A 14,021-nucleotide genomic window follows, 5' to 3' on the forward strand; every position below is an offset into this window, starting at 1 on the left:
GGTGCCGGTGAGGCCGAGGTCGAGCCAGCCGGCTTTGGTTTTGGCGATGTATTTGGATGCGCCGATGGTGAAAGCCTCTACCGAGCGGTTGGCGTGGGCATCGTGGTCGGTAGGGGCGGGCAGCAGCAACTCGTCGTAGTTGAGTTGCAGCGTTTCGAGGCGGGTGAAGAGGTTGAACTGGCGGGCCTGGAGGTTGCTTTCGAGCAGGAAGGAATTGGAGTAGGTCGTTTCCTCGCCGATGCCGCTGTGGCGGTTCATGCCCCACACGGCGGTGGTGGAGAGGATGCTTTCCTTGCCCACGTTGGCATTGTGCAGCACCGAGGCGCTGGTGCGGTCCACGTTGTCGTTGGGTTCTAATTCTTCGGGGCTTTTGAGGTGGGCGGCCGAGACTTGCAGCGCTAGGTTGTCGGACGGGTTCACCGAGAGGCGGGCGCTGTAGGAATCGAAGCGCGGCCGGTCGAAGCTGTAGCGGTTTTCGTTGGGCTCGCGGCCCGTAAACAAGGAGCCTTCGAGCTTGGCGTTGCGGTAGCGCACGCCCAGCGTGGCCACGCCGAACTGAATGTGGGTGGCATCCTGCCAGTGGTGGCCCAGCGGGGCGGCGGGCAGGTTGGCCGCCGAAGGCCGGTGCATGAACACGGGCGGCCCGATGGCCGGCTCGCCGGGGTAGCCGAGGTAGGCGGTGAGGTCCACATCGGAGCTGGCGGCGTAGGTGTAGGCCACGGCCAGGGCGCTCACGAAATCGTGCGGGTGCTGGTGGTCGTGCAGCTTTTCGCCCTGCCACGACTCGCCGGTCTGGAACAGCAGCGGGTAGCCCGCGCCGCCCACCGTGAGCGGGTCGGCCGTCACCATGGCCTGGATGCTGAACAGCCCGCGCTGGCCCACCAGGTGGTTAGCCATGCCCATCACATAGGAGTTGGCGCGGAAATTAGCATCGCCGCGCAGGGCGCTATGGTTGAAATTCTGGCTGGTGTAGCGCAGGAAAACCGAGTACATCAGCATCACGTCCCAGCCTTTCGACTGGTACATCTGCATGTACATTGGGGATGAATCGGGGTGCCAGCTGGTGCCCGAGCCCTGGCGCGTCATGGGCAGGTTTTTGGAGAAGGAATTGCGCATTTCCATCATCATGCCACTGCTGTCGGCAGCCATGTCGGCGGTGCCCATGTTCATGCCGGGCATGTCGTGGCCTTGCATGTTGTGGTCGCTCATGCCGGGCATGGCGGGGGCTGGTGCAGTAGCGGGCGCGGTTGTCGGAGCCGGCGCGGGCATGTTCATGCCGGGCATATCCATTCCCGGCATGGCCGGGGCGGGAGCCACTTTGGCGCGGGTAGTATCGGCAGCGGCGGCGGTCGCGGCAGGTTTTGGGCGCGGTGTGGGGGCCGGGTGAGCGGCTTTGGGTTTGGGCCGGGGTGCAGCCGGCTTGGGTTTCGGTTTGGGCGCCGGCATTGGCATCGACATATCCATGCCCGGCATGTGGGTGTGTTGGGCGATAGCCGAAGTGCCCAGCAACAGGCCCAGAGAAGTCAGAAGAAGCGGTTTCATAAAATAGCGAGTTGGTAGCGTTGAAGGAGTTGAGCGGTTATTTCACGAGGAGGGTGCCGCGCAGCATGCCCATGCCGCAGGTGAAATCGAAGCGGCCCGGCTGCTGGGGCAGCAGCTCGATGAGCGTGGTTTTGAAGGCCGGCAGGTCGCGCCGAATGCTGAAATCAGGCAGCAGTAGTTCTTCGGAGCAGCTGTTTTCCTCGTCGCGGTAGAAATTCAGCCGCACCGGCTTGCCGCGCTCCACCTCAATAACGTCGGGCGAATAGCCGCCTTTTACGGTAATATCAACTTCCTGCACGCCGCCCGACGACGACACGGCGCTGGCCACCGGCCGCGATGAAAGAAAGAAATACCAGACCACAAACCCAGCCAGCGCCAAGCCGGCAATGGTGACGATGATTGAGGAAGCATCCATAGTAATGAGGGAATAAGGCCACGTCAGAAGGTACCTGGCCGGTATACATGTTGGTTATTCGGCCCGAAAGCCCCGTAGCCGCAGCGAGTTGGTGAGCACCGAAACCGAGCTCAGCGCCATGGCCCCGGCCGCCAGCATGGGCGAAAGCAGAATGCCGAACACCGGGTACAAGGCCCCGGCCGCGATGGGAATGCCCAGCGTATTATACACGAAGGCAAAAAACAGGTTCTGGCGAATGGTACGAATGGTTTGGCGGCTCAGCTCGATGGCCGTAACTACGCCCTGCAAATCGGAGCGCATGAGGGTAATACCGGCGGTTTCCATGGCCACGTCGGTGCCGCCGCCCATGGCCAGCCCGATGTCGGCCTGGGCCAGCGCCGGCGCGTCGTTGATGCCGTCGCCCACCATGGCCACCACGCGGCCCTCGGCTTGCAGGGCTTTCACCTGGGAGGCTTTATCGGCGGGCAGCACCTCGGCAAAGTAGCGCGTGATGCCCACCTGCCCGGCTACTTGGGCGGCGGTTTCGGGGTTGTCGCCGGTCATCATCACCACTTCGAGTCCCATTTTTTGCAGGCGCTGAATAGCGGTGCGGGAGGTTTCGCGCACGGTGTCGGCCACGCCGATGAGGCCAGCGGCTTGGCTGGCTACTGCTATGTAGAGCACGGTTTTGGCCTGTGCTAGCAGTTGGGCGGCCTGCGCCGCCAGCTCCGCCGAAAGCGTGATGCCCGCTTCGGCCAGCAAGCCGGCATTGCCGATGAGCACGGTCTGGCCCGCCACCGTGGCCGTGGCCCCCCGGCCTTCCACGGCCCGGAAATCGGTGGCTGACTGGGAAGCGGCCTTTTGGGCCTCGGCGTAGCGCACTACGGCGGCGGCCAGTGGGTGCTCGCTTTGTCGCTCCACGGCGGCGGCCAGCGCCAGCAGTTGCTCCGGGTTCTGGCCGGGGGCGGGATGGAAATCAGTCACGGCCGGCTCGCCCTGGGTGATGGTGCCGGTTTTGTCGAGCAGCACGGTGTTCACTTGGTAGGCTTTTTCCAGGGCCTCGGCGTTGCGGATGAGCACGCCGTGTTCGGCTCCCTTGCCGGTGCTCACCATGATGGCCGTGGGCGTGGCCAGGCCCAGCGCGCACGGGCAGGCAATGATGAGCACGGCCACAAAATTGACCAGCGCCAGCGGCAGCCGCGTACCCGCCGGGGCCAAATCGAACCACAGCACAAACGTGAGAATGGCGATAACCACCACCGTGGGCACAAAAACGGCGCTGACTTTATCGGCCAGCCGCTGAATGGGGGCGCGGCTGCCCTGGGCATCTTCCACCAGCTTCACAATCTGGGCCAGCAAGGTATCGGCCCCCACTTTGGTCACGCGGAAGCGGAAGGAGCCGGTTTTGTTGAGCGTGGCCCCGAACACGGCATCGCCGGCCTGCTTTTCCACGGGCAGGCTTTCGCCGGTGAGCATGGCTTCGTCGAGGGCCGAACGGCCTTCGGTGATGAGGCCGTCGGTGGCCACTTTTTCGCCGGGGCGCACCAGCACGATATCGCCCAATTTTACCTGATTGATATCCACGTCGATTTCCTGGCCGTCGGGCCGCACCACGCGGGCCGTTTTGGCCTGCAAGCCGATGAGGCTGCGCATGGCGGCCGAGGTCTGGGTTTTGGCGCGCAGCTCCAGCACCTTGCCTAGCAAAATCAGGGCGATGATGGTAGCCGTGGTGTCGTAGTAAACTTCGGGCCGCAGCCCCCGGCTGAGGAAAAACCTGGGCGCAACAGTGGCGGCGAGGCTATAGATAAACGCCGCGCCGGTGCCCACGGCAATCAGCGTGTCCATGTTGGCGGCCCGGTGTCGAAAGCCGTTCCAGGCTGACACGTAAAACTCGCGTCCGCTGAATAGCAGCACCGGCAGTGTGAGCAGGAGCAGGGCCCAGTTCAGGGCTTGCATGTTGAGGCGGGCCATCATCGCGGGCCAAAGCATCAGCATGCTCAGCGCCATAATCACAACGGCGAGCCCGGCCGCCACACTAAATCGGCGCTTGAGCTGGCGGTAGGCCTCAGCTTTCTGGGCGTCGATTTCGGCCTGACGGTCGGCCGCGCTGGTGTCGGGGGCACGTTCCACTACCCCGTAGCCCGCGTTTTCCACGGCGGCTTTCAGGGTGGCGGGCGTGGCCTGGCCGGGCAGGTACTGCACGGTGGCCTTTTCGGTGGCGAAGTTCACGAGCGCGCTTTGCACGCCGGGCGTGCGGGCCAGCGATTTTTCCACCGCCGAGGCGCAGGCGGCGCAGCTCATGCCTTCAATGTCGAGGGTGGTGGTTTCGGGGGAGGGTGACATATAGTACGAGCACCGGTGAGGAGGTGCCGGGTGATGGTGCAAAATTCGGGCATCCCGGCCCCAGGCATGTTACGGAATCAGGCCAAAAACATGCATAATTCGACCCTTGACAACTACCGGTTGCAGCCCCGTAAAAGCAAGCACGCCCCCCGAAACCAAGTTTCGGGGGGCGTGCCGCAGTAAATTCCAGCTCAGTTAATACTGCCCAATCGAGAGCAGCACCAGCGTACAGGCTTCCTCGGTCTGAATGCCGCGCTGCTGGGCCAGTCGTTCCAGCTCGGGGTTTTCGGTGCCGGGGTTGAAGAGAATGCGCTTGGGTTGCAGGTCCAGAATGTAGTCGTACCAGGCTGGCTGGTTTTGCGGCCCCACGTAGAGCGTCACCGTGTCGATGTCCGTTTCCTGAGGGCGGTCGGTGTGAATGTCGAGCCCGGCTACCTGGCCTTTGCGGATGCCCACCGGCACCACCTCGTGGCCGTGGTTTTTGAGCATGTGCGCCGCCCGATAGGAATAGCGGGCAGGATTATCTGAGGCTCCGAGAACGAGGGTTTTTTTCGGGGATTCCATAAGAGGTTAATACGTATAGAAAGACGCTTGAGCTTATATACGCAATAACCGCCCGCTGGGCTGCCGGGTTATGCCTGCGGCTGGCGGGGCGAGCTCAGGTGGGCAAGGGCCCAGGCTCCCACGGCCATCACCAGGTCGCGCACGGCCACGTCGAGGTAGCGGCCGCTGCCCAGCAGGGTCAGGGCAATGGCCGTGAGCCAGGCCATCACCACGCGAGCCCCAAGGTGGGGGCGCAGTAGCACCAGCGCGCCGGCCACTATTTCAATGATGCCCACCAGCATCATAAACGAATGCGCCGAAACCGGCAGCATCTTCACCAGGCCTGGCGCGAGGTAGGCCTCCCAGTTGGTGAGCAGGTTCGTGAATTTGTCGAGGCCAGCCACGATGGGCACCACGCCGTAGGTGAGGGTCAGGACCCGGACCACGGTATGGGCCGGGGTGGTTGCGGGCCGGGCAGCGGGCCCGGCGTAGGGAAAGTTGGCGGAAGGTAACATGGCAATGGGGGTTAAAAGGTTGTTGCCATTGGATGAATTACCCCTTCGGCGGGTTACATATTATAATATATATTTTATTGTAACCTGGCCACTGGTCGCCGCATCCAATAAATATCTCCAGCGCAAATCATCCCTGAATCATCATGCTGCCGTCCCTGGCCCTCATGCCGTACACGCCACTATCCGATGCGGAAGTCATCGGCCGGGTGCTGGCGGGCGAGAAGCAACTTTTTGAGCTGCTCATGCGGCGCTATAATCAGCGTTTGTTCCGCACCGGTGTGGCCGTATTGGGCCAGCCCGCCGCCGCCGAAGAAGCCATGCAGAATGCCTGGGTCAAGGCCTACATGCAGCTTGGGAGCTTTGCGGGCCGGGCCAGCTTTCCGACCTGGCTCACCCGCATCATGCTCAACGAATGCCTGATGGACCGGCGGCATCAGCAACGCTTTGTTGACCTCGAAACCGCATCCGACGACGAGCCGGAGCCCGTCGCTGATGTCCCAACACCTTTGCAAACCGTGCTGAACGATGAGTTGCGCGAAGCCCTTGAAGCCGCCGTGCAGGCGCTGCCCGACAAATACCGCAGCGTGTTTGTGCTGCGCGAAGTAGAAGGCCTGAGCGTGGCCGCCACCGCGGCAGCCCTGCAGCTCAGCGAGGCCAACGTGAAAGTGCGTCTGCTGCGGGCCCGCGAGCAGCTGCGCGCCCAACTGGCCGGTTTTGCCCCGCAGCACGCCTTCGCCTTCCTAGGCGCACACTGCACCCGGATGGTACGCCGGGTGCTGGCGCGCCTGGGCACGCTACCAATGCCGCTGCCCCGCAACTAGCGAAGTACCGCCGCCCTCACCGCCTCGGCGCAACGCTCGCCGTCCATCGCCGCCGACACGATGCCGCCCGCGTAGCCCGCGCCCTCGCCGCACGGGTACAGCCCCGCCACCACCGGATGCCGTAGCGTGTCCTTATCGCGCGGAATGCGGATGGGGGCCGAAGTGCGGCTTTCCACACCCACAATCTGGGCCGCATTGGTGGCATAGCCGGGAATCTTCCGGCCGAAATCGCGGAAGCCCTGGCGCAGTCGCTCGGCCAGCACCGGCCCCAGCACGTCGTCCATGCGCACCGACACGAGGCCGGGCTGATAAGAAGTTTCGAGCAGGCTGGCGGAGGTTTTGTTTTTGAGAAAGTCGCCGAGCAATTGGGCCGGAGCCTGCTGGGTGCCGCCTGCCGCCTGGCAGGCCAGCTGCTCAATCTGCTGCTGAAAGTGCAGGCCGGCCAGCGGGCCGTGCTGCTTCACGTCCATATCCGAAAGCTCCACGGCGGCCACAATGCCGGAGTTGGCAAAGCGCGAATCGCGGCGGCTTGGGCTCATGCCGTTCACCACTACCTCGCCGGGGGCCGTGGCCGCCGGCACGATGAACCCGCCCGGGCACATGCAAAACGAAAACACGCCGCGCTGCTCGCCGCGCACCTCCGTCTGGTGCACGAGCGAGTAGGAAGCGGCCGGCAGTAGCCCACGCTCGGCCCGGCGGTACTGCGCCTGGTCAATCAATTCCTGCTGATGCTCGACCCGTACGCCCAGCGCGAAGGGCTTGGCCTCGATGAGTACACCGCGCCGGTGCAGCAGCTCGTAGATGTCGCGGGCCGAGTGGCCGGTGGCCAAAATGGTCGCCTCCGCCTCAATGGCCTCGCCGCTGGCCGTGACCACGCCGCGCAGCTGGTTACTCTCCAGCAGCAGGTCGGTCACGCGGGTTTCAAAACGCACTTCGCCGCCCGCTTCGATAATTGCTTCGCGCAGCGCCTGCACCACGGCCGGCAGCTTATTGGTGCCGATGTGGGGGTGGGCGTCTACCAAAATATCGGGTGTCGCGCCGTGCTGCACCAGGCGGCGGAGCACGCGGCCTACATCGCCACGCTTGGTGGCGCGGGTATAGAGTTTGCCATCCGAATAGGTACCGGCCCCGCCTTCGCCAAAGCAGTAATTGGAATCAGGATTTACTATCTGGTCTTTGTTGATGGCGGCAAGGTCGCGGCGGCGCGTACGCACATCCCGGCCGCGCTCCAGCACGATTGGTTTCAGCCCCAGTTCCAGGCAGCGCAACGCTGCAAACAACCCTGCCGGTCCTGCGCCAATTATGAGTACACGGGGATTATTTGTTTTAACATTTGGATAAACAAACCAGGGGCCAAATAGCTCACTGGGTGGTGTAGAGAGGTATATGTCGGCGCGTAGGCGCACAAGTGCTTGCCGGCCCCGCGCATCAATAGAACGGCGGCGCAGATGCACAAAATCGGCTTCTCCCGGGGCTAATCCAGCCTGCGCTAGAATGGCTTCGTAGCGCGCCAACTCATCAAAAGCAACCTCCGGGGCGAGGAGGATTTCTAATTCTTGTTTTAACATTTGTGTAATATGAAAGGTGGCTATCCTTTTGGGTGCGGGCAGTTTATTGCTCAACGCAACTACAAAGTTACGGCCATTGCAGCGCGGCAATCCGAGCGAAAAAGCAAAAAGTCTCAGCCGTGGCAAGCCGCGAATCGTTTATTTGCCCCATGACTACAGCTACGCTTTCAACGCCGGCTTCGCGGCTACGCTCCATTATCAGCGGCTCCATCGGCAACCTGGTCGAGTGGTACGACTGGTACGCTTACTCGGCTTTTGCCCTCTACTTCGCCCCCGTCTTTTTCCCGAAGGGTAATGCCACGGCCCAGCTCCTGAATACGGCCGCGATTTTTGCGGTGGGCTTTCTCATGCGGCCGTTGGGAGCCTGGCTGCTGGGCGCGTATGCCGACCGCAATGGCCGCCGGGCGGCACTGCTGCTTTCGGTGCGGCTCATGGCCGGCGGCTCGCTGCTGATTGCGGCCGCGCCGGGTTACGCCAGTATTGGGGTGGCCGCGCCGGCGCTGCTGCTGCTGGCCCGGCTGGTGCAGGGCATCAGCGTGGGGGGCGAGTACGGCACCTCGGCCACCTACCTGAGCGAGATGGCCGGCGCGAAACACCGGGGCTTCTGGTCCAGCTTTCAGTACCTCACCCTGATGGGCGGGCAGCTGCTGGCGCTGGTGGTGCAGCTGGGCCTGCAGCAGCTGCTCACGCCGGCGCAGTTGGGCGAATGGGGCTGGCGCGTACCGTTCGTCATCGGGGCGCTGGCGGCGATGGGCGCGCTCTACCTGCGCACGCACATGGGCGAAACCGAGGCCTTCGAGCAGCAGCAAAATGCCGTTTTGGCCAACCCCGAAGGCGAAGGCCGCGCCCCTTCGCCCAGCCAGTTTCGCTTGCTGATGCAGCATCCACGCGCCGTGCTCACCGTGGTGGGCCTCACGCTGGGCGGCACGCTGGCGTTCTATACCTTCACCACCTACGCCCAGAAATTTCTGGTCAATACTTCGGGTTTTTCCAAGGAGCAGGCCACCCTGATTTCGTTCGGAGTGATGGCCGTGGCGCTGCTGTTTCAGCCCTTGCTGGGCGCCATTTCCGACAAGGTGGGGCGGCGGCCGGTGCTGCTTATGTTCGGCATTGGGGCCACGCTGGGCACGGTGCCGCTGCTGCGGCAGCTGGCCCAGACGCACGATGCGTGGCTGGCGGCGGGCCTGCTCATCGCGGCGCTGTTTGTGGTGAGCGGCTACACTTCCATCAGCGCGGTGGTGAAGGCGGAGTTGTTCCCGACCGAAATCCGGGCTCTGGGCGTGGGGCTGCCTTTCGCCCTCACGGTGGCCATTTTCGGTGGCACGGCCGAGTACGTGGCCTTATTCGCCAAGCAGCACGGCGTGGAAGAATGGTTTTACTGGTACGTGACGGGCTGCGCGCTGCTTTCGCTGCTAGTATACTGGCGTATGGGCGAAACGCGGGCTGAAAAGGGCACGATGGCGGAGTAGGCCCCTGGCGGGCTCGCATCGGTCAATCAAGTCTTCCTCCATACTACTTGCTTAAGCTCAGTAATATTATTATATTAGAGTGCTTGCAAACTCGTCGGCAGTGGTTTGATGCTGTTTGCTGGCGTTTGTCAGCTTACTCATTCGTTCTGTCACTAAACTATTTCAGCCATGAAATCCCTAATGAAGTCCCCGTACGTTTCCACCATGCGGCTTTTGCTGGTCACCACGTTGATGTTTCTGGCGGGCATTGTGGCCTGGTGGAGCTGGACGCAAACCGGCCAGGGTGGATTCCGCTACGCCACGATAGGGCTGGTCATAGTTGCCGCAGCGGTTGCTTTTTTTGGCCGGTGGAAAATGTACGGCACCAACCGACGGTAGCGGAAGCTGGTTGGGCATTCGGCCTAATACTAGTGGAAGCGGACGATTTTGTCGTCTACCCGGAAAACGGCCGGCACTGCTATTGGATAGATTGCGCCGGGATATTCCACCGTGAAATAGAAGCCTGCGTTTTGCTTAGTTCCGCCGTAGTAGCTCAGCAAATCTCCCTCGGCCACCTGCTGCCCGATGCGAACGGCCACACTTTCGTGCTTTAGATTTTGATACCACGCGTAGCTGCCGTCCGCGTGGTACACAATGATATAATTTGCCTTGGGCCCTTTATTGCCTTTCAAATCCTGCCTGATGCTGGCTACAATTCCGGCACGGCTTGCGTGAATAGGTGTGCCTTTGGCTAAACTGAAAAAGTAGGGATGCGGGTTTCCGGGAAGGTCTTTATTATTGGTGTTGCAGTTAGGCATTTGCTCGCCAGTTCGCCGCTTGAAAGGCAGCGCGTAGACGTAGCTCGTATCGGGTTGCAAGCCGGTATATGCCCCAATCTGGTAGGGGCAATCGTAGCGGAACGATGACGTTTGATTGGGCTCAGGAGTAAGCCTAGCTAACAAAACCGACTGTTTTCCTGGATATACTACGATTTTGGCGGGCAGTACCACGCTACTGGTCATATGCACCAGTTTGGCATTCAGCGCCACCGTATAGGGCACGAAACCCGCGTTGCTTCCAAATACCGATACGGTTCCGTCCTCGTTATACCGATACGGTTCCGTCCTCGTTATACCGATACGGTTCCGTCCTCGTTTTGCACGTGGTAGACATTGGCAAGCTGCGACTGGCAATGGCCCGGCAGCCGCAGTGCCAATGCGCAAGCAATAGTGAGGATGGTTCGCATAGCCGGAAAATTAGCGAGGGGTTACGGAACTGCCTTGCGGCAGTCCATAACCCCTCGTTTTAGTTTTCTACGCGCTTACGCCGGTTTCTTCCAGCACGCTTTCGACCCAGCCTTTGCCCCAGTCTTCGAGCTCCTGGGCGCTCCAGAGCTGGGGGTAGAAGATGCGGCGCTGGAACTTGGGAGGCAGGTAGCTGCGCCAATTGGTGCCGCCCGTGGCAGCCACGTCGGTGGGGTTGCGCTGCAGGTAGCGCACTGCCGATTTGAAGTGCATCAGCGGCCAGTTCACATTCACGCTGATGTCGAGCTGGCGCAGGGCGCGCAGCAGGCGCGGGTGGTTGCGGTCCTCTTCGGGCAGGCGTTGCACCACGGCCCACACGTTACGGTGGTGGAAGGCTTCGGCGTGGCGCACCAGGTCGGCGGTGTACTTGCGCTCGAATTCGATGAGGGTAAGAGCTTTGGCGCCGCTGGCTTCGATGGTGGCCCCGGCTTTCCAGTAGATGCAGCCCAGCAGCTCGTCGTAGTCGTAGGCCGAGGCCTTGCCCAGGGCCTGGCGCTTGGCCTCGTCGGTGAGGTTTTCGAGGCTGGTGCTGGCAATCTCAATCATGCGGTACTGCACGCTCTGGAAGCCCGAGGCGGGCATCAGGGCCATGCGGAAATCGAGGAACTGCTGCTTGTCCATGCCGTCGACCATCACATCGAACGAGTCGATGAGGTTATCGAAATAGCGGTTGATGCGGCCGATGCGCAGCACAACTTCGCCCAGCGTAGGCTGCTTGAGGTCGCCGATTTGCTCGTATTCACACAGGCAGAGCTTGAAATACAGCTCCGAAATCTGGTGGTACATGATGAAAATCCGCTCATCGGGAATATTGGTGAGCGGGCGTTGGAGGGAGAGTAGCGTGTCTAACTCGATATAATCCCAGTAGTTAACGTATTTGGCGTGGTACAGACCTTCGAGGTAGGCGGCGAGGTCCTGGCCGTCGGGGGCGTATTTCTCCTGGAGCCGGCGCAGCTGCATCAGCACGGCGGGAGAGAACTCCTCCTGGGTGGGAGAGGGTGACATGAAAATGGGAGTGAGGTGGGATGGTGGGAACAGGCTGGGTGGCCCGCAACAAATATCGTTAAAAAGCTGACTTTACAAAGTGGGTTTTTACGCGGCGTGCCGAACAATTCGCAACCAAAACGGTTGGGGCGCATCTTTGCCCTCGAATACCGGATGAAAAGAATTTGCGCCGGAAATTTATTGTGTGAATAGTGCCAGGCTGAATAACCGCATAGTCCGCCACGCAACCGCTACTTTTAGCCTTCCAAACCGACCGAAGGTACCTTTCTATGGCTGAAAAATCCAGCATTTTTGATATGATTGGGCCCGTGATGATTGGGCCGAGCTCGTCGCACACGGCCGGCGTGGTGCGCATTGCGCGGGCCGCCATCCGCATTCTGGGGGCCGTCCCCACCGAGGCGGTGGTCACGTTTTACAACTCGTTTGCTCGCACGTATGAGGGCCACGGCTCGGACCGCGCCATCGTGGCCGGCCTGCTGGGCTACGCGCCCGACGACACCCGCATCCGCACCGCGTTCGACCATGCCGAGGCCGCCGGCCTGCGCTATACCTTTCAGAGTGTGGGCAATGCCTCCACCATGCACCCCAACACCATCAAGCTGAACCTGCTGGATGGGGCCACCGGCCGCCGCGTGGAAGTGGTGGGCCAGAGCCGGGGCGGCGGCGTGATTCGCATTGTGGAAGTGGACGGCTTTCCGGCCGATTTTTCGGGTGCGCTGCACACGCTCATTATCGATGCCGACGATGTGCCCGGCTCCATTGCCTTCATCGCCTCCGTCATCGCCCACGACCAATGCAACATCGCCACCATGATGGTGAGCCGCAAGGGCCGCAACGACGCCGCCCGGCAGTTTATCGAAATGGACAGCCCGATTAAAGAAATAACCCTGGCCTACCTGCGTCAGCTGAGCTGGGTGCAGGGCATCACCTACATTCCAACGCTGGAATAAGGCCTGGCCGTGTAATAAAACGGCCGGCCAATCGATTACACTCCTACCACCGAAGCACCAATTTTTCTGCGCAATGAAACGAAGGAATACGTCATTTTTTCATCTGGCGCGGCCCCGGCCCTTGGGGCTGGTGGTCGTGGGCACGCTGCTGGCCACGGCCAGCGCCCAGGCCCAGACTACGCCCGCGCCGCCGGCGGTGTTGGGCCAGCCCGCCGCCGCCCCCAGCGGCCCCTGGACGCTGCAAGCGGCCGTTGACTACGCCGTGGCGCACAACCTGACCGTGCGCCAAAGCGAGCTCACCGCCCAGCAGCAGGCCGCCGTGACGCGCCTAAACCGCGCCGCGCTGCTGCCCACCGCCGCCCTCAACGGCACCCAGAGCTTCAGCTTCGGCACCAACAAAGACCCCTTCACGAACCAGTTCCAAGCCGTGAACGTGCGGGCCAACAACTTTTCGGCGCAGGGCCAGGTGACGTTGTTTTCGGGCTTCCAGCTTCGCAACACCATTAAGCAGGGCGTGCTTGATGCGCAGGCCACGCTGGCCGACGTGGAAAAGGCGCGCAATGACTTGTCGTTGAACGTGGCCTCGTCGTTCTTGCAGTTGCTGCTGGCGCAGGAGCTTATCCGGGCATCCGAGGCGCGTATGAGCACCGTGCGCGAGCAGGTGAGCCGCAGCGAAAAGCTGCTGAAAGCCGGGGCCGTGGCCGAAGGCAACGTGCTCGACAGCCGCGCCCAGCTGGCCGGTGAGGAGCGCACCCTCGTGACGGCCCAAAACCAGCTGGCCCTGGCCCAACTGGCCCTGGTGCAGCAAATGAACCTCGACCCGGCCACCGCCCGCCGCTTCGAAGTGGTGGTGCCCACGCTGCCGGACCCTTCTACACTCACCACCGCATCGGGCGAGCTGGACCCCAACGCCACCTACGAAATAGCCCGCCAGAAGCTGCCCGAAATCAAGGCGGCCGAGCTGCGTGTGCTCAGCTCGCAGCGCAACCTCGACATTGCCAAGGGCGGCTACTACCCGCGCCTGACCATGGCCGGGGGCATTTCGACCGGTTTTTCGTCGGTGCGGAATCAGTCGGTTTTGCGCACGGATAAGTTCAACCTGACGCCCGTGTACCAGGTGGACCCGGCCGCGCCGCTTGGCTACTCGCCCACCACCTATATCATCCCGCAGCCGGCGTTTGATGTGCTGCCCTACCGGTTTCTGGACCAGCTGCGCGACAACCGGGGCGAATTTCTGCAATTCACGCTGCAGGTGCCCATTCTCAATGGCCTGCAAACGCGGGTGGGCGTGCAGCGGGCCCAAATCAACATTCAGCAAAGCGAGGTGCGCGCCGAGCAGACGCGCTTGCAGCTGCGCCAGTCCATCGAGCAGAGCTATGCTGATGCGCTGGCGGCCCAGCGCCGTTTCGCGGCCAGCTCGCGGCAGGTGGAGGCGCTGGCCCTGGCTTTCCGCAACGCCGAAATCCGCTTCAACAACGGCCTGCTGAACGGAACCGATTTCAACATCGCCCGCAACAACCTTACGGCTGCCGAATCGGACATGATTCAGGCCAAGTACGAATTCTTTTTCCGCCGCAAGGTGCTCGAC

General features: G+C 62.1%; 13 protein-coding genes. 5 read left to right on the plus strand and 8 right to left on the minus strand.

Going from position 1 to position 14,021, the window contains the following annotated elements:
* From AAFH49_RS21575 to AAFH49_RS21595, 5 genes are all read right to left on the minus strand, one after another.
* Positions 1 to 1,542, minus strand: a 1,542-nt coding sequence (locus tag AAFH49_RS21575) for a hypothetical protein (RefSeq protein WP_342301471.1), incomplete at its 3' end; no start/stop codon positions are given.
* 37 nt (positions 1,543 to 1,579) lie between these two features.
* On the minus strand, positions 1,580 to 1,957 hold the full coding sequence (locus AAFH49_RS21580) for a cupredoxin domain-containing protein (protein ID WP_342301472.1): 378 nt from the start codon (positions 1,955 to 1,957) through the stop codon (positions 1,580 to 1,582).
* Between the two features lie 54 nt (positions 1,958 to 2,011).
* On the minus strand, positions 2,012 to 4,279 hold the full coding sequence (locus tag AAFH49_RS21585) for a heavy metal translocating P-type ATPase (protein WP_342301474.1): 2,268 nt from the start codon (positions 4,277 to 4,279) through the stop codon (positions 2,012 to 2,014).
* A gap of 195 nt (positions 4,280 to 4,474) precedes the next feature.
* On the minus strand, positions 4,475 to 4,843 hold the full coding sequence (locus AAFH49_RS21590; protein WP_342301476.1) for a CoA-binding protein: 369 nt from the start codon (positions 4,841 to 4,843) through the stop codon (positions 4,475 to 4,477).
* Between the two features lie 68 nt (positions 4,844 to 4,911).
* Positions 4,912 to 5,337, minus strand: coding sequence for a hypothetical protein (locus AAFH49_RS21595; protein WP_342301477.1), 426 nt, complete (start codon positions 5,335 to 5,337; stop codon positions 4,912 to 4,914).
* 143 nt (positions 5,338 to 5,480) lie between these two features.
* On the opposite strand from AAFH49_RS21595, the gene AAFH49_RS21600 reads away from it, so the two are divergent.
* Entirely contained in the window at positions 5,481 to 6,158 is a 678-nt protein-coding gene (locus tag AAFH49_RS21600; protein ID WP_342301478.1) for an RNA polymerase sigma factor, read from the plus strand.
* On the opposite strand, the gene AAFH49_RS21605 is transcribed toward AAFH49_RS21600, so the two are convergent.
* On the minus strand, positions 6,155 to 7,726 hold the full coding sequence (locus AAFH49_RS21605; protein ID WP_342301479.1) for an NAD(P)/FAD-dependent oxidoreductase: 1,572 nt from the start codon (positions 7,724 to 7,726) through the stop codon (positions 6,155 to 6,157). The two genes, AAFH49_RS21600 and AAFH49_RS21605, sit on opposite strands and share 4 nt — an antisense overlap.
* Positions 7,727 to 7,875: 149 nt before the next feature.
* Between AAFH49_RS21605 and AAFH49_RS21610 the strand changes: the two genes are divergently transcribed.
* Positions 7,876 to 9,195: an MFS transporter gene (locus AAFH49_RS21610; protein WP_342301480.1), complete on the plus strand. Its 1,320-nt coding sequence runs from the start codon at positions 7,876 to 7,878 to the stop codon at positions 9,193 to 9,195.
* A gap of 168 nt (positions 9,196 to 9,363) precedes the next feature.
* Complete coding sequence (locus AAFH49_RS21615; RefSeq protein WP_342301482.1) at positions 9,364 to 9,573, plus strand: hypothetical protein; 210 nt, start codon at positions 9,364 to 9,366, stop codon at positions 9,571 to 9,573.
* Positions 9,574 to 9,602: 29 nt separating this feature from the next.
* On the opposite strand, the gene AAFH49_RS21620 is transcribed toward AAFH49_RS21615, so the two are convergent.
* Positions 9,603 to 10,235, minus strand: coding sequence for a M23 family metallopeptidase (locus tag AAFH49_RS21620; RefSeq protein ID WP_342301484.1), 633 nt, complete (start codon positions 10,233 to 10,235; stop codon positions 9,603 to 9,605).
* A gap of 252 nt (positions 10,236 to 10,487) precedes the next feature.
* Positions 10,488 to 11,483 (minus strand): tryptophan 2,3-dioxygenase family protein, encoded by a 996-nt coding sequence (locus tag AAFH49_RS21625; RefSeq protein ID WP_342301485.1) that lies wholly within the window; start codon positions 11,481 to 11,483, stop codon positions 10,488 to 10,490.
* Positions 11,484 to 11,752: 269 nt separating this feature from the next.
* Here AAFH49_RS21625 and sdaAB point away from each other — a divergent pair, with 269 nt between their 5' ends.
* Together sdaAB and AAFH49_RS21635 are read left to right on the plus strand one after the other, a co-directional pair.
* On the plus strand, positions 11,753 to 12,433 hold the full coding sequence (gene sdaAB, locus AAFH49_RS21630; RefSeq protein ID WP_342301487.1) for an L-serine ammonia-lyase, iron-sulfur-dependent subunit beta: 681 nt from the start codon (positions 11,753 to 11,755) through the stop codon (positions 12,431 to 12,433).
* 73 nt (positions 12,434 to 12,506) lie between these two features.
* On the plus strand, positions 12,507 to 14,021 hold a 1,515-nt coding region (locus tag AAFH49_RS21635; protein ID WP_342301489.1), incomplete at its 3' end, for a TolC family protein.

Origin of the sequence: Hymenobacter segetis, from assembly GCF_038448715.1 — a bacterium.
In the GTDB taxonomy this organism is placed as follows: domain Bacteria; phylum Bacteroidota; class Bacteroidia; order Cytophagales; family Hymenobacteraceae; genus Hymenobacter; species Hymenobacter segetis.